General features: G+C 47.8%; 11 protein-coding genes. 6 read left to right on the top strand and 5 right to left on the bottom strand.

Annotated elements, in window-relative coordinates:
• Positions 1-96 precede the first annotated feature (96 nt).
• Entirely contained in the window at positions 97-1,989 is a 1,893-nt protein-coding gene (locus SAPGRDRAFT_RS17725) for an SH3 domain-containing protein (protein ID WP_002660760.1), read from the bottom strand.
• Positions 1,990-2,216: 227 nt separating this feature from the next.
• On the opposite strand from SAPGRDRAFT_RS17725, the gene SAPGRDRAFT_RS17720 reads away from it, so the two are divergent.
• The 3 genes from SAPGRDRAFT_RS17720 (at position 2,217) to dnaA (ending at position 5,765) form a co-directional block, all read left to right on the top strand.
• Positions 2,217-2,975, top strand: coding sequence for a 5'-nucleotidase C-terminal domain-containing protein (locus SAPGRDRAFT_RS17720; RefSeq protein WP_002660758.1), 759 nt, complete (start codon positions 2,217-2,219; stop codon positions 2,973-2,975).
• A gap of 3 nt (positions 2,976-2,978) precedes the next feature.
• Positions 2,979-3,938: a bifunctional metallophosphatase/5'-nucleotidase gene (locus tag SAPGRDRAFT_RS17715; RefSeq protein WP_002660756.1), complete on the top strand. Its 960-nt coding sequence runs from the start codon at positions 2,979-2,981 to the stop codon at positions 3,936-3,938.
• Positions 3,939-4,307: 369 nt separating this feature from the next.
• Complete coding sequence (gene dnaA / locus SAPGRDRAFT_RS17710; RefSeq protein ID WP_002660753.1) at positions 4,308-5,765, top strand: chromosomal replication initiator protein DnaA; 1,458 nt, start codon at positions 4,308-4,310, stop codon at positions 5,763-5,765.
• Between the two features lie 219 nt (positions 5,766-5,984).
• Here dnaA and SAPGRDRAFT_RS23010 read toward each other — a convergent pair whose 3' ends face one another.
• The 3 genes from SAPGRDRAFT_RS23010 to glyA form a co-directional block, all read right to left on the bottom strand.
• Entirely contained in the window at positions 5,985-6,149 is a 165-nt protein-coding gene (locus tag SAPGRDRAFT_RS23010; RefSeq protein WP_156001997.1) for a hypothetical protein, read from the bottom strand.
• Positions 6,150-6,204: 55 nt separating this feature from the next.
• Positions 6,205-6,738: a hypothetical protein gene (locus tag SAPGRDRAFT_RS17705; protein WP_002660751.1), complete on the bottom strand. Its 534-nt coding sequence runs from the start codon at positions 6,736-6,738 to the stop codon at positions 6,205-6,207.
• Between the two features lie 63 nt (positions 6,739-6,801).
• On the bottom strand, positions 6,802-8,109 hold the full coding sequence (gene glyA / locus SAPGRDRAFT_RS17700) for a serine hydroxymethyltransferase (protein ID WP_002660749.1): 1,308 nt from the start codon (positions 8,107-8,109) through the stop codon (positions 6,802-6,804).
• Between the two features lie 278 nt (positions 8,110-8,387).
• Between glyA and SAPGRDRAFT_RS17695 the strand changes: the two genes are divergently transcribed.
• Both SAPGRDRAFT_RS17695 and SAPGRDRAFT_RS17685 read left to right on the top strand, forming a co-directional pair.
• Positions 8,388-9,746: a saccharopine dehydrogenase C-terminal domain-containing protein gene (locus tag SAPGRDRAFT_RS17695; RefSeq protein ID WP_002660747.1), complete on the top strand. Its 1,359-nt coding sequence runs from the start codon at positions 8,388-8,390 to the stop codon at positions 9,744-9,746.
• A 273-nt stretch (positions 9,747-10,019) separates the two neighbouring features.
• Positions 10,020-11,291, top strand: coding sequence for a CinA family nicotinamide mononucleotide deamidase-related protein (locus SAPGRDRAFT_RS17685; protein ID WP_002660746.1), 1,272 nt, complete (start codon positions 10,020-10,022; stop codon positions 11,289-11,291).
• Between the two features lie 338 nt (positions 11,292-11,629).
• Here SAPGRDRAFT_RS17685 and SAPGRDRAFT_RS17680 read toward each other — a convergent pair whose 3' ends face one another.
• Entirely contained in the window at positions 11,630-13,717 is a 2,088-nt protein-coding gene (locus SAPGRDRAFT_RS17680) for an OmpA family protein (RefSeq protein ID WP_002660742.1), read from the bottom strand.
• 357 nt (positions 13,718-14,074) lie between these two features.
• On the opposite strand from SAPGRDRAFT_RS17680, the gene SAPGRDRAFT_RS17675 reads away from it, so the two are divergent.
• Positions 14,075-15,226, top strand: a complete 1,152-nt coding sequence (locus tag SAPGRDRAFT_RS17675) for an ABC transporter permease (protein ID WP_216593850.1) — start codon at positions 14,075-14,077, stop codon at positions 15,224-15,226.
• Positions 15,227-15,903: the final 677 nt, after the last annotated feature.

Genomic DNA, 15,903 nt, shown 5'->3' with positions numbered 1-15,903 from the left:
AAAGCCGCCAAAGGCGGCTGAAGGGCCGAACAGACCTGTGAGCCCCGCAGCATAGCGGCGGCCAGCAAAGCTGGCCGCGGGCCCCAAATTCCCTAATTAAAAACATGCAGAAAGCACCTCATGCCGAATCGTTAGGCCCGGATGATAGATCGCCTGAACCGCCTCGCTTTGCAAAGAAATGGACTTGGGCAAATAAAGCAGTTCTAGCTGCTTGAGCTGGGCCAAAGCCCCTATTTCCTCTAACTCTGGACACTGACTGAGGTCCAAAAGACGAAGCTGAGACATGGGCGGCAACTGCTGAAGACTGGCCAAATTAGACGCCCTCAAATAAAATTTGGCTAAGTTTGGCGGCGCAACAAAAGCCCCCATTGCAGGCCAAGCCGCAGCCCGCAAATCAAGGCTAATCAATTCAGGAAACTGCCCCAAACGCTCTAATTGCTGAAAACTTGGCGCCCCCAACTCCAATTGTTGCAACTGCCCAGGCAACTGCTGAATCGAAAAAGGCAAATCTTGCTGACAAGCAAAAAAGACCAAGGCCTTCAACTCCCCCAAACTCTCCCCTTCAAGGAGCTCTGGCGTACTCAACTTTAGCCAACGCAGCTGCTGAAAACGACTCAATAAGCGCGCATCTATGCGGTTGGCCTTGACATTGATCTCCAAGGCCTGCAACTGTCGCAAATTGGCTATGCTATTTATATTTTGTAGCTCATCGGCCAAAACATAGAGCTTTTTCAGGCGACTTAGGGCCGCCAAGGGCCGCAAATCAAGATCAGATTGCCCGGCTTCTAGCCTTAGCTCCTCTAACATAAACAAGCTGTTGACGCCCGAAATACTCCGCAAATCACTAATCTGCAAACTCAACTTCTTGAGCTTGGGAAGCTGAATAAATACCTGCATATCTTGAACCTTCTGGGCCCGAATAGTCAACTCCTCTAGCTGGCCCTGCCCCCGCAAAAGCGACAGGGGGAACTGCTGCTCCTGGGCAAAATCTAGACGCAACTTCTTCAGCTTTTTGGGCAAAAAGAGCAGCTGCTTCAACTTTAATTCCGTAAAACTTAACTCCTCTAGACTAGACAACTGATTGAGCCCCGCTAAACGCTCCAACTGCAAGCCTCGGCCATGCAAGCGCTTGAGCAAAGGCAAGCCCCGCAAACCCGATAAATCTTTTAGGGCCACCGCATAAAAAGGACCAGTCTGACAGGCATCATCCTGAGAAAGATCTAGCTCCTCTAAACGCATAATCTGCTCAATTTCGGCCAAACTCGCCTCCGAATAAGCCTCTTCCAAGGGTTTGAGCAAGACCATCTGATTGTAAAAGGCCTTCCATTCGGGACTTAGGGCGTTCCACCAAAGAAATAAAGACTCCGCCTGCCTTACTTTAGAAGAATGCGGCAACTCTAAATGCATACTAAGGGTATCGCCCTTGCTCGAAGGGCCCTGCTTGGGCGGCTCTTCTTGCTCCAGATTGCCAGGGATTGTGGGAATAGGGACCAGCTTTTCTAAGCCGCCCCCATAGGTCCAGGCAATAAGGCCCTTGGCGGTTTCTACCTCCAACCAATAATGCGGCAACTTTTGCCCCCGAACACTAATACGTTCTTTGTTTGGACTTCTTCGGCCCGTAAAACGAACCAACTGCCCCTCTTGCAACTTAGCCACTACCGCAGCCTGCAAATTGCCCTGACTGCGCAGGCGCAAATTGGATAAAAAGCAGCGGTACTGAGGACGAACGGCCTGCTCGCTCAGCTCCTTTTTAGCGAACCAACCTCTTCGGCCCGACTGGTTTTCTAGGAAAACAAATCCCCCCTCTTCCTTTTGGAGCGGATAAAGCAATTCTCCCTGCAAAAGAAATTCAACCATGGGGCTTTCGGCCTCTGGCGCTTGCAATAAAGGCCCCGCTACTTTATTGTAAAAGATATCTTGGGCCATAGCAGAGCCTGCCATCAACAAACTAAACAGACAAAGGATGTAGGGATAAGGACTGAGCGACATAAGTATTTTTTTGATGAAGAGTGGCCACTTTAGAAGTAGAAACTCTAATTATTTTGCTTCTTCAAGATGCAAAAAATCTTTTAATTTTTTGACCTCAGTCTCCTCGCAGATTTAAAAACCAGCCCTAACCAAAGCAGATTGGCCATAAACAAAAACTTAAACTTTAGGCTGCAGCCAAAATGGCGGGGCTTTTTTGTATTTTCGGCCCGAAAACAGCCAAAAACATCATGAACAAACCTCAGTTTTTTATTCTGGCCCTTTGTCTCTTTCTCTTGGGGAGCTGCCAGTCTTACCAACATTTTGTCAAGGAAGAAGGGCAATATTACCCCCTCAATAGCCAAGAATATCAGCAGGCAGATAGCAGCATGGCCAATATCTACGCCCCCTATAAAGAACAATTGGAGGCCCAGATGAATGAGCAGCTCGGTCAGTTGTCTGTGGACCTCATTAAGGAGCAGCCCGAATCTAATATGGGGAATTTTGCCGCCGATATGGTGGCTATTCAGGCCCAAGCATATACGGGCAAAAGCATTGATTTTGCCCTCCTCAATTATGGGGGACTTCGGCTGCCCTCTATCCCTAAAGGCCCCCTGAAGAAAGGGAAAATCTATGAGCTCATGCCCTTTGATAATATGATTGTGGTCATGGAGATGAAAGGCAGCGAGCTGCGCCCCCTTTTTGAGCATATCTGCATGAAAGGCGGCTGGCCCATTAGCTCGGCGGTCCGGATGGAAATAGATGATGAATTTGCGCCCCAAAATATTCGTTTGGAGGGCCAAAGCATTCAGGCCGATAAAAAATATCGCATTGCCACCATTGACTATCTGGCCAATGGCGGCGACAATTGTACCTTCTTCAAGGGGAAAAAACGCTATGAAACAGGCAAATTCCTCCGAGATGCCGCCATAGAATATATCTCGGCCCAAACGGCCAAAGGGAAAAGCATTAAGGCCAGAAAAGAAGGCCGCATTAGCCAAAAAAAATAAGCCATGAACTATAACCGAAGAAAATTTTTGGGCCGTTTGGGCCAATTTGGCCTTTTGGCTGGAACTAGCCTTATTCTTCCCCCTTCCCTCAAAGCTTTTCATGGCCAACTTTTGGCCCAAAGCGATGAGGCCCCAGAACTCATCAAACTGAGCATTTTGCACACCAATGATGTGCATAGCCGCATCGAACCCTTTCCCATGGATGGAGGCCGCAACCAAGGCAAGGCCGGTGCCGCCCGCCGTGCCGCCCTCATCAATAAAATCCGAGAAGAGGAAAAACACGTCCTTTTGCTCGATGCTGGCGATATGTTTCAGGGCACCCCCTATTTCAATTACTTTAAGGGCGAGCTAGAACTCAAATTGATGTCGGCTATGGGCTATGAGGCCGGCACCTTGGGCAATCACGACTTTGATGCGGGGATCGAAAACCTAGAAAAACAACTTAAGGCGCATGCCAATTTCCCTATCCTCAACTGCAATTACAATTTTGAGGATACGCCCATGCAAGGCCTGGCCCAACCCTATACAATCATCAAAAAAGGGCCGCTTAAAATTGGCCTGACTGGGGTCGGCATCGAGCTGCAAGGGCTGGTCCCTGCCCCACTCTATGGCCAAACCCAATACCAAGACCCCCAAAAAGCCCTCAATAAAATGGGCCGCTTTCTTAAAGAAGAGAAAAAATGCGACTATGTCATCTGCCTCTCGCATCTTGGCTATAGCTATAAACACAACAAAATCTCGGACCTTGTTTTGGCCCAAAATTCAGAGGCCGTAGATCTCATTATTGGTGGCCACACCCACACTTTTCTAGAACAACCCACTTTGGTCCAAAATCCCAAAGGCGAAGAGGTGCTGGTTTCTCAGGCTGGCTGGGCAGGCATCCTCCTTGGCCGCATCGATGTCTATTTTGAGCCCTCTAAAAAGAAAAAATGCATTAGCTGCCAAAATACAATTATAGAATAATTTATGGATTTGGGGCCTCCCGCCTTCGGCGGGCGCTACGCTTTGGGGCTCGCAGGTCTGCTCGGCCCTTCGTTTTTTTCGCTGCGCTCAAAAAACTTGGTCTGGCCTTCGGCCACCCCGCCGCATCGCTAGGCCAGTCGCTTCGCTCCTCTACAGCAGCAAAACAAAATAAATCCTTTGTTTAAATAGGTTCTAAATCAATTGCCTGTCCTTGCTAAGGCATTTTTAGCAAAAAATCAATTTTTTTCTTTGTCTTTTTTTCTCGACCTTAGCCCTTCCCGGCTCAAGGCCTAAAGCCTTTTCGCTCCCCAATTTCATTTTTTGGCCCTTTGGCCCGCCACAACACCCAATATAGTAGAGTATAGCCGCATGGAAAATTCACATATAGAAGTTTGGCAACAGTGCTTAAATAAAATTAAACAGGAGGTTAAAGACCAGGCCTTTAAGACTTGGTTTCTACCCATTCAGCCCAAAAAGCTGGAAGGGAACACCCTCACCTTGCAAGTTCCTAACTTCTTTTTCTATGAATGGCTAGAGTCACATTATATTGACCAATTAAAGGCGGCCATCCGTAGCCAATTGGGTGAAGAAGGACAGCTACAGTACGTTTTACAACAGAAAAAAACACCCCAAAAGCCACAGGTGGCGGTGCAAAGAGAAAAACCTTTGCGCAATCCTCTACAACAAAAGGAAAGAAGAATAAATCGGCATTATGGGCAAGCGCCTATCCGAGACAAGAACGAAAAGATTCATAACCCTTTTGTTATTCCTGGGATCAAGAAAAAGGAAATTGAGTCGCAGCTCAATGCTAGCTATACCTTTGACCACTTTATTGAGGGAGATTGTAACCGCTTGGCCCGTTCTGCAGGGATGGCCGTGGCCAAAAAGCCCGGACAAACCGCCTTTAATCCACTCATGATTTTTGGTAATGTGGGATTAGGCAAAACGCATTTGGCCCATGCCATTGGCAATGAAGTGAAGAAAAACATGAAAGACAAAGTGGTCCTTTATGTCTCTTCAGAGCATTTTACCAATCAGTTTATTGAGTCGCTGACCAAAAACGCCATCTCTGATTTTGTCAACTACTATCAACTTGTAGATTTACTGATTGTAGATGATATTCAGTTTTTGGCCAAGAAGCAGAAAACCCAAGATATTTTCTTTCATATCTTTAACCATCTGCACCAAAGAGGCAAACAACTCATCCTCACCTCAGATCGTCCACCCAAAGAAATGGCCGACATTGAAGAGCGTTTAATTTCTAGATTCAAATGGGGGCTCTCTGCCGATTTGCAGGTTCCTTCTCTAGAAACGAGAATGGCCATTATCCAACAAAAGATGCATAATGATGGCATTGAACTGCCTCATAATGTGATGGAGTATATTTCTTATACCGTTCGCTCTAATGTCCGTGAGCTAGAAGGGATTCTCATTTCTCTGATTGCTCAATCGGCCCTCAACCAAAGAGATATCGATATGTCGCTTGCCCGCGAGGTCATCTCTAAGTTTGTAGATGATGTGAGCCAAGAGATTTCTATTGAGTTTATTCAGAAAATTGTGGCCGACTACTATGATATTCCAGTAGAAAAGCTACGTGAAAAGACCCGCAAAAAACTTATCGTTACGGCCCGAAAGCTCTCTATGTATTTGGCCAAACAGCTAAGTAATAAGTCGCTAACCTTTATTGGGGCGGCCTTTGGGGGCAGAGACCATAGCACGGTTATTCACGCCTGTAAATCTGTAGAAGCCATGCTGCAAAATGACCAAAGCTTTAAGTCAATTGTGGCCGACCTCAAACAGAAGATCAAACAAAATACCCAGCCCTAAAAGGGGGAACAAGATCATAGAAAGGCGGCTAGAGGAAATCCTCTGGCCGCCTTTTTTAGGTCCTACAGGCCCCGAAGGGGCCGCAGGCTGAGCTGCCGGAGCAGGGCCGCCAAAGGCGGCAGACCAAAGCGGCGCAGCCGCTGCAGGGCCGAGCAGACCTGCGAGCTGCAAAGTGGAGCGACCCGCCCGCAGGGCGGGGCAGCCCCAAAACAGCAGCCACTAGCCAGCAGTAATGATATGAAGCAAAGCAAACTGCCCCTCGACTTGACCAAAATAGTAAGCAACTACAGCGCTACGTTTATTGCCCGCTTCATCTTCTTTCCACCTAATAATAGAAAACTCATAGCCCCATACGGGAGAAGATTTCACCTTTATTAGCATCATCTATAAGCCGTAATCAAAATAGAGATCGATATGTTCAAAACCCCTCTCCAGCTATTCACTGGGCTGGCTCAACTCTCGAATAGCCTTCGCCCGCAGCAATGATATGAAGCAAAGCAAACTGCCCCTCGACTTGACCAAAATAGTAAACAACTACAGCGCTACGTTTATTACCCGCTTCATCTTCTTTCCACCTAATAATAGAAAGCTCATAGAGGTCGCTAACGCCCATATCGGAAAAGATTTCACCTTTGTTAGCATCATGTATATGCCATAAATCGCTGACTTTGCTATTGGCAATTTGCTCGACATAATAGTCATCAAAATAGAGATCGATATGTTCAACCCCCCTCTCCAGCCATTCATTCGGATGGCTCAATTCTCGAATAGCCTTTGCATCTTTTTTGGCCACCGCCTGCTGAAAAGCGGTCCAAAAAGCGCCTAAATCACTGCGGTCTAAAGGTTTTTTGCTAACTTCTTCTGAATCAGAAAAAGTAGTTACGGTCTGTTGTTTTCTAATCGTAGTTTTCGATTCGCAGGCGGCCAAAACTAAGCAGAAAAGCAGCAGGCTAAGGGAATAGTGTAGTTTCATTTTTGCTAAAATTAAAAAGACCGCTCTGAGCAGAGCGGTCTGTATATCAAGAAATAAGCGAGCTTATAGCGGGGCCACCTCTACCCCTTCCTCATCCGAGGCAAAGAGCGGATAACTGGCCATATAGGCATTGATTTCGGCTTTGACGGCAGCAATTTCTTGGGCATCATCAATATTGCTCAAAATGCGGTCTATCCATTCTACGGTTTTTACACAATCGGCCTCTTTGAAGCCTCGAGTGGTTACCGCGGGGGTTCCAATCCGCATGCCCGAGGTCACCATAGGTGATTCTGTATCGAAGGGCACCATATTTTTATTGACCGTAATATCGGCCAAAATGAGGGTTTCTTCCGCTTGCTTGCCCGTTACGCCTTTAGGGCGAAGGTCAATCAGCATAAGGTGGTTATCGGTTCCGCCAGAAATGACCTTATAGCCTTTATCGACAAAAGCCTGCGCCATAACTTTGGCATTGGCCACCACCTGTTTTTGGTAGGTCTTAAAGCTAGGTTGCAAGGCCTCGTGAAAAGCGACCGCCTTAGCGGCAATTACATGCTCTAGAGGGCCACCTTGGGTACCGGGAAAAACGGCAGAATTGAGGAGCACCGACATCTTTTTGGGATTGCCCGACTTCTTCCAGACCTTACCAAAGGGGTTGGGAAAATCCTTGCCCATCAGAATCATTCCGCCTCTGGGGCCGCGCAAAGTTTTATGTGTAGTGGTGGTTACGATATGGCAATAATCCAAAGGGTTTTTGAGCAGGCCAGCCGCGATAACGCCCGCGGGATGGGCCATATCGCACCAAAGGATAGCGCCTATCTCATCGGCAATTTCTCTGAAGCGCTCATACTCCCATTCTCGAGAATAGGCCGAGGCGCCACAAAGGATAATTTTTGGCTGATGCTTTTTGGCTTGGGCCGCCACTTTGTCCATATCGATACGGCCTGTAGCTTCTTCTACCCCATAAAAAACGGGATTATAGAGCTGGCCCGAAAAATTGGCCTTAGAGCCATGCGTAAGATGGCCACCATGGGCCAAATCAAAACCGAGGATCGTATCGCCGGGTTTTACGCATGCCAAATATACGGCTGCATTGGCTTGGGCGCCAGAATGTGGCTGCACATTGACATATTCCGCATTGAAAAGCACTTTGGCGCGATCAATAGCCAATTGTTCAATTTTATCGACGACCTCGCAGCCGCCATAATAGCGCTTTTTGGGATATCCCTCAGCGTACTTATTGGTGAGGCAAGACCCCATGGCCTGCATGAGCTGCTGACTAACAATGTTCTCAGAGGCAATCAGTTCGATACCGTTCTGCTGGCGTTCGTGCTCCTCCCGGATCAATTCGGCCACTTGAAGATCTTTCAACATAGCTGTTCTCGATTTAAAAAAAATAAAATGCGGTTTGTTTACTGTGACTCTCTTCTCAGTTCTTGAGTCGCTTAAAGATAATTTTCTTGGGCAAACTCGCCAAGGAAAAGACTTTTTTTTTGATCAGCGGCCCCTGCAGCTACTTCAGAGAAATATTGTTTGCTTTGACCAAAGTCCTTAAAATCATTCAAAATTAGCTAGGCGATAAATGAGTTCTAAGAGAAAGTTTTATCTTGTCTACTAATTTACAGTTAACAAACAGCTAAACAATTTTTATTATGTTGAAGAAAATTCTTGTGGTGGGTGCAGGGCGTTCGGCCACTTCTCTAATAGATTATTTGCTAGAACAAGCGCCTAAATACCAATGGGAAATCATTATTGCTGATGCCAATTTGGCCCTAGCCGAAAAAAAACTGGAGGGCAGGGCGCATGGCCGAGCGGTTGCGCTTGACGTACTAGATATAGAAAGCCGTGGCGAATTGGTCCAAGAGGTGGATGTAGTCGTCTCTATGTTGCCTCCTTTTATGCACCATCATTTGGCCGGCGATTGCCTAAAGTATGGGAAGCATCTGGCCAATGCCTCTTATGTGGCCCCAGCACTTAAAGAGATGGCCCAATCGGCCCAAGAAAAAGGCCTGATCTTCCTTTGTGAGCTGGGCCTCGATCCTGGTATCGACCATATGTCGGCCATGCAAGGCATTCACCAAATTCAGGAAGCGGGACACAAAATGCTTTCTTTCAAATCGGCAGCTGGTGGTTTGGTGGCCCCCGAAAGCGACAATAACCCTTGGCACTATAAATTCTCTTGGAGCCCCCGAAATGTGGTCCTTGCTGGCCAAGGCATTGCTAAATATATGTCTAAAGGGCAGTATAAACACGTTCCCTATCAGCGCCTATTTGAAGATATCGAGCTGGTAGAGGTGCCCGGCATGGGCCAATACGAGGCCTACCCCAACCGAATTTCACTAAAATATGAATCGGCCTATGGCTTGGAAGGCACGCCCACCATCTTGCGGCAAACCCTTCGCTATCCTGGCTATTGCAAGGCTTGGAACCTACTGCTCCAACTGGGCCTTACCGATGATTCTCATGAACTAGAGTACTCCGAAAATCTCACTTACGCTAGCCTTATCCGCAGCTTTTTGCCTGCCGCCAATGATGAGCAACAATTTGATAGCCTAAGGGCTCGCCTGGCCCATTTCTTCCAGCTAGAAGAGGCAGATGAGGCCCTCGATAAGCTCGAATGGTTGGGCCTTTTTGAAGAAACGCCCATTCCTTTCGACAAGGCTTCTCCCGCCGTTATTTTGCAAGATATTTTGGAGAAAAAATGGAAGTTGCAGCCCGAAGAAAAGGATATGATTATCATGCAACACGAATTTATTTACCAAGATGCCCAAGGCCAAGAACATCGCCGCCTCTCGACGATGGTCCAAACGGGCGACAATGCAGAGGATACCGCTATGGCGCGGCTTGTCGGCCTACCTTTGGCCATGGGCGTCAAGCAAATTATGCTGGGCCAAATCGAAAGAAGAGGGGTCCTTATTCCTATTCATGAAGAAATTTATACGCCCATTCTTCAAGAATTGGAAAGCTATGGGGTGGTTTTCGAAGAGCATGAAGAATGCCTAGCAGAATAATCGCCTGCAGCTCTAGAAGTCTTTACTTTTGGGGCTGTTTTTTTTGGGGCTGCCCCGGCCTTTGGCCGGGTCGGGCTGGGTCAGGGCTCGCAAGTCTGCTCGGCCCTGCAGGCTTTTTCGCTTTGCTTCAAAAGCCTTTGGTCTGCGGCTGCGCCGCCCCCTTATCCATCCCTCAGCCGCTCATCAGCAAGGTTTTGGCTTTAGTTTTCGGCTTCGGCCCGCCTAGCCCCAAAACCTCTTCATCAAAAACTTGTTTAGCCAAAAACAATCATCATGAAAGCATACATCATCAACATTGGAGATGAAATTTTATTGGGCCAGATTCTCAATACCAATGCCCATTGGATGGCCCAAGAGCTACAAGCTCAGGGGGTCGATTTACAAAAAATCCTGACCATCTCCGATGAGCGCCAAGCCATCATTGATAGCTTAGAGCAAGCCAAGGGCCAAGCCGATTTGGTCCTAATTACGGGGGGCTTAGGCCCCACCAAAGACGATATTACCAAATTCACCCTAGCCGATTACTTTGGGATGTCGCTGGCTTTTCATGCCCCTAGTTTCCAAAATATAGAGCGATTATTTGAGCAGTTTGGTCGAAACCGCCGCCCAGACGAGCGCTATAAAGTACAGGCTGAGATGCCAGTAGGCGCCCAGATTCTAATTAACAAAATGGGTACGGCTTCTGGCATGTGGTTTCAGGAAGAGGGCTATCCTCTTGTGGTGTCTATGCCTGGCGTGCCTAAAGAAATGAAGTATCTCATGCAAGAAGAGGTATTTCCCCGTTTGGCCCAATTGCCTGGTCGCTCTAATATTGTACAGCAAACTTGGCTTTGCTTTGGCAAAGGCGAAACCGATGTATCCACTGCTCTAGAGGATTTTGAGGCCCAATTGCCTGCCGCCATCAAACTGGCCTATTTGCCGAATACCAAAACGGGTTATTTGCGCTTGCGCCTTACGGCCAAAGGCCAAGAAGAGGCCGCATTGGTCCAAGCGGTAGCAGAAGAAGGAGCCAAACTTTGCCAAATCCTGGGTCCAAAACTCATTATTGGTCAAGAAGGCGATTTTTTAGAAGCTAAACTAGGCGAACTGCTCCGCCAAAAGGGAAAAACTATTGGTACCGCCGAAAGCTGCACGGGTGGAAACATTGCCCATAAAATTACGGCTATTCCTGGCTGTAGCGATTATTTCATGGGCTCGGTGGTTGCCTATAGCAATGAGGTAAAAATGCGGCAGTTAGGCGTTTCTGAAGAAACTTTAGATACCGAGGGAGCTGTTTCTGAGGCTACCGTCCGCCAAATGCTAGCAGGTCTCATCAAAAACCTGAATGTAGATTATGGGATTGTTAGCTCTGGCATTGCTGGCCCTGGCGGCGGCCGCCCCGATAAGCCCGTAGGCACCATCTGGCTGGCTATGGGCTCTGCCGAAAAACAATGGGTCCAAAAACTAGAATTGGGTAATAATAGAGCAAGGAATATTGAAATGAGCAGTAGTATTGCCCTCAACTTGATGCGTCTTTTTTTGCTAGAAGATGAAGGCGTTGTATAGAGAAGTCCAATAGCGGCCCCTCCTTGGAGGGGCTTTTTATTTTTCTGCCTTTTGAGGCAGAAAAACAGCTGGCCGAAAGGCTTTCATTTGGCCACAACAAGCCCTTTAGGGCGCAGTTCGACGACCAAAGGGAGTAACCGATGTGAAGGGGTGGCCGCAGGCCAGACCGAGCTTTTGAGCAAAGCGAAAAAGCGATGGGCCGAGCAGACCTGCGAGCCCTGAAACGACAACAAGGACTTTAGTCCGCAGTTCGACGACCAAAGGGAGTAACCGCCGCAGCTTTGCTGCGGAGGCCCCAAAGCCATTCTATTCATGTAAAAAAGCTGCATTTTTTTGGTCTACAGCCCCTTATAATTATTAAGGTCTGGATAGTGCTGCAACAAAGCCGGCAGCTGTTCTTTTTCTATGGGCCAACCATCTATATAGGCTTGTATATATAAATTTTCAAATCCGCTTTCTTCCAAAGTTTCTTTTAGGGCATTGGCTGCTTTGAAGTTACGCTCCAAGCCCAAATAATAGGTAATTTCGGGAGCTTCGGCCTGTTTTTCGGCGGCTACATTGGCTAGTTGGCTCAAGACCGGGTCATTAAAAAGCTGGCTACTGCTATGCACCGCAATGCGGTAGCGCAAGCCTTGGCTTTCGGTTCTAAAATTTTTGGCCTCGGCTGCGAGCAAAATAGTGCTCAGTTCGGGCCAGTTATAGCTTAGGCCCAAAGCGGTTTGTTTGCTTTGAAATAAACGCAGTTCTATCCGTCGGTTAAATTGTTGGCCGGCTAGATTTGGCGAGCCATCAAAAGAAAAATTTTGGGCCTGTGGGTAAGCCATGCCACAACCTCTTAGATAAATGCGCTGCGAGGAAACCCCTTTAGTTATTAGGTTTTTGGCCAGTTGCTGCCCTTGCTGCAAGGACAAGAACAGTCCTCGGCTGGTCTCATATTGTGCATCGGCATGGGCCTCAATCAACAGCTTTAGATCTGGATAATCCTGAAGTAAACGAAGCAAGCGGTCTATCTGCCGCTGGTCTTGCCATTGCCCTGTTTCTGCGGTATAATAAAGTGGGGAAAGCATTATTTTCGTCTCTGCAGAGCTGCTATCTAGGGCCGATAAAATGGCCAAATCGCTAGGTTTCGGAGGCGCCAGTTTTTGGGCTGCTCCTTGCAAAAAACCTAGACTAGCCGAAACAGCCAACTGCGCCTTTCTTTCTTGTCTAAAATACAACTGATAGATATCTAGACCACCTATACCGCCAGCTCTTCTGCTCAACAACTGCCCAGCTAGGCCATTGGCCGACAAGCGAAAAAACAAATCATCTCCGGGGCTGCTAATGGGTGCTGGCAACAAGCGGGGCGAAGTCCATTGACCTTTTTCGGCCTCATAAACTGATTCGTAGACATCATAATCGCCTAGGCCCTCAGCAGATAAACGAGAGAAAAAAAGCGTCTTTCCATCCGCGGCCAAAAAAGGCGTGCGTTCTGCTGCTCTAGTATTTATAGGCCCAGCCAAAGCAATGGCTGCCGACCAGCTACCATCTGCATTTCGCTTTCGATAATAAATATCTAAATCTTGAGCATGAGGACCAGCCACAAAGAAAAACAAACTATCACTAAAAAAATAATGGTCGCCGGTCCAGCTATGATACTGGCTATCTAGGGCAATGGGGACAGCTAAAGACTGGCCATATCCATCGCTAAAATTATCGACTAAACCCTGGCTATCTCGCTGAAAAAACAGCTGGTCGTAATCGCTGCTAAATCCTAATAAACATTCCTCTTCAGGGCTGTTGTAGCGTTCGCTTAGGGGCTGGGGCTGACTCCAGCTTCGCTCCTTTCGCTCAATTTGATAGATTTGTCCATTTTTTTGGCCACTACTATCTGGGCGGTCAGAAGAGAAATAATAATAGGCCTTATTCCCCTTAAAAAGGGGCCCTTCATCATAACGGGTATTGATAGGCGACTGATAGGGAGAGGCAATAGCGGGAGAAGAAACCGCTGCATTTCTTTCGGCAAAAACAGCTTGTAGCAGCAAGCGCTTGACCTTTTTTCTATTAGTTTTTTGGCTCCCTTTTGTTTTTAAAAAGAGCTTATAATAATGCATCGCCTGCTGATAATTGCTTTCATAATGAAAGGCTCTGGCGGCCAAAAAGAGCGCTTGGTCCTTATGATTTTTATCTTGCAAATAGATTTGTAGGCTTTGCAAACAGCTATCAAACTCATTGAGGCCAAAATGCGCCTGAGCTAAGGTATAATAGTAGTTAGGTTTTGGCTTTTTTGCCGATTGTAATAGCTCCTGTACCTTAGTTTTTGCCAACTGATAGTCTCCTTGGCTTAAGGCCAGCTCGCTAGCTTGCCATTGTTTTTTTTGTCCCCTCAAACTAAGGCTTACAAAAAGAACAGAAAACGTTAATAAAAATAGTCTAGTGATATTCATAATTTTGCTTTATATATCTGGGCAAATATAGGGAAGTTTTATTGGAGAAGATGGCTGCAACTTATCATTTAAACGGGAGTCTGCCTGCGCAAATCTCTGCCTTTTTCCGCTAGAACTCATTTAAAAAAACTAAATTGCCGCCAAGACCACTAAGCCAAATTACCTCATGTTAAATATCATTCGAAAAAGAAACCCTTTTGCCCAAAAGCTGCCATCGCCTCAGGCGGTAGAGCGGACCTATTGGCGAAAGTTTTATGGGCAGGCGGGTCGTCGCTGGACCCTCCGTTTTTTCTGCTCTTTTGTTTTTTGGCCTTTTTTTCTGACTTTCTGGCCAACCAAAAACCGATTTACTGTGAGTTGGAGGAGCTAGAAACGGGCGAGCGCTATCAGTTTTCGCCCATTCTACACGATTATGCCGTTGGTTTGGGCTTTAGCAATTGGGAGATTAAGTGGAAACGGCTCAACTGGTATGCTCCAGAAGAGAAGCAGTGGCAATATCATCGGGTTATTTTTCCGCCCATCACTTATTCTGCCGAGCAGGTTGATTTGCGCAATCCCTTAGTGGGTCCTCGAGATGAGCAGGCCCTAATTGGCTATATGCGACCGCATTATTTAGGCACAGATCCTTTGGGTCGAGATTTGGCGGCGGGTCTACTGCATGGCTGCCGAACGGCCCTATTAGTGGGCTTGGTGGCCATGTCGATAGCGGCTCTAATTGGCATTTTGCTAGGGGCTTTGGCGGGCTATTATGGCGATGATCGGCTCTACTGGAAACGCGCTTATTTTCTTGCTTTTTTCTTTGGTCTTTTTGCCTTTTGCTTTTTGGCCTTTGTTTGGGGCGCCTATCCCTTGGGTGAGCTCTTGAGGTCGGGTAATTTCTTAAAAGCAGGCTTTTATCTTACGCTTTTGGGAGTTCTTATAGCCGCTATTTCTACACTTTTGGGATGGGGCTTGGGGCAGCTGCCTTTTCTTTCGGTCAAAAAGCGGCTCCCCTTAGATTTGGCCGTCATGCGCTTTATCGAATTGATTAACTCTATTCCTGTTCTCTTGCTCATTTTGGCCATTTTACCCCTCATTAAAGATAGCTCGATTTATACCGTTATGGTCCTCATTGGTTTGTTATCCTGGACCGGTATTGCCAAGTTTATTCGAGCCGAAATGCTACGCATAAGAGCGCTCCCCTATGTAGAGGCGGCTCGGGCTTTGGGCTATAGAGAGCTGAGCATCATCTGGCGGCAAGCCTTGCCCAATGCCTTGCCTCCGGTCCTCATTGCCTTGGCTTTTGGTATGGCTGCGGCGGTACTCACCGAGTCCTTTCTCTCTTTCATCAATGTGGGCCTTCCTCCCGAGCAGGTCAGTTGGGGCTCTTTATTGCGCAGCGCTAGAGATGCGGGTATTTCGGCTTGGTGGCTGGCGCTTTTCCCTGGCCTCGCGATCTTTTTCACTCTCAGTATTTTCAATTTATTGGGAGAAGGTATTAACAAGACGCTAGATCCTAAGGAGGTTTAAGTTTTTTTGGGGCCTGCCGCCTACGGCGGCCGGGCCCTTGCAGGGCTCGCAGGTCTGCTCGGCCCTGCGCCAGCAAGCTGGCTGGGTCTGCCGCTGCGCGGCCCCCTTCGCAGGCCCCTAGGCCAAGTCGCTTCGCTCCTTTGCGGCGGCTTCGCCGCCTGCTCGCTGTGGCTGCAGGTTGAAACCAGCAGCCATACAACAACCCCATTCTACATCTATAGTGCGGAGAGGATTAAAATCCTCTACCGCTTTGAACTAAGGGTTTATTTTTTTTTCGGTAGTTTAATTTTGTTTTGTCTCCCCATAAATTTCATAGGAACCCTAGGGCCAAGGCCCTAGGCTAACTAAAAAATCGTCATCCCCTCATTCAAGGGGATTTGCTGTTCCACTAGGCTCCATCAGCAAAGAAGGGCTAAAATGTTTATTTATGGAGGGTTTCAACCCTCCATTGAACACAAAAATGCATTCGTTAATTGGCTGTAGGTTTCAACCTACAGGCCCATATAGCAGGCCCATAGGGCCGCAGGCCTAGCGATGGTAGGCAGTGCGGCAAAGCCGCAGACCAAGCAAAAACTTGTTTTTTGCGCAGGGCCTGCCGCCTGCGGCAGCCGGGCCCTTGCAGGGCTCGCAGGTCTGCTCGGCCCTGCGCCAGCAAGCTGGCTGGGTCTGCCGCTGCG

This window comes from Saprospira grandis DSM 2844, assembly GCF_000275825.1.
Classification (GTDB): Bacteria; Bacteroidota; Bacteroidia; order Chitinophagales; family Saprospiraceae; genus Saprospira; species Saprospira grandis_A.
Note: the sequence above shows the minus strand (reverse complement) of the source record. Positions and strands in the feature narration are given on the sequence as shown.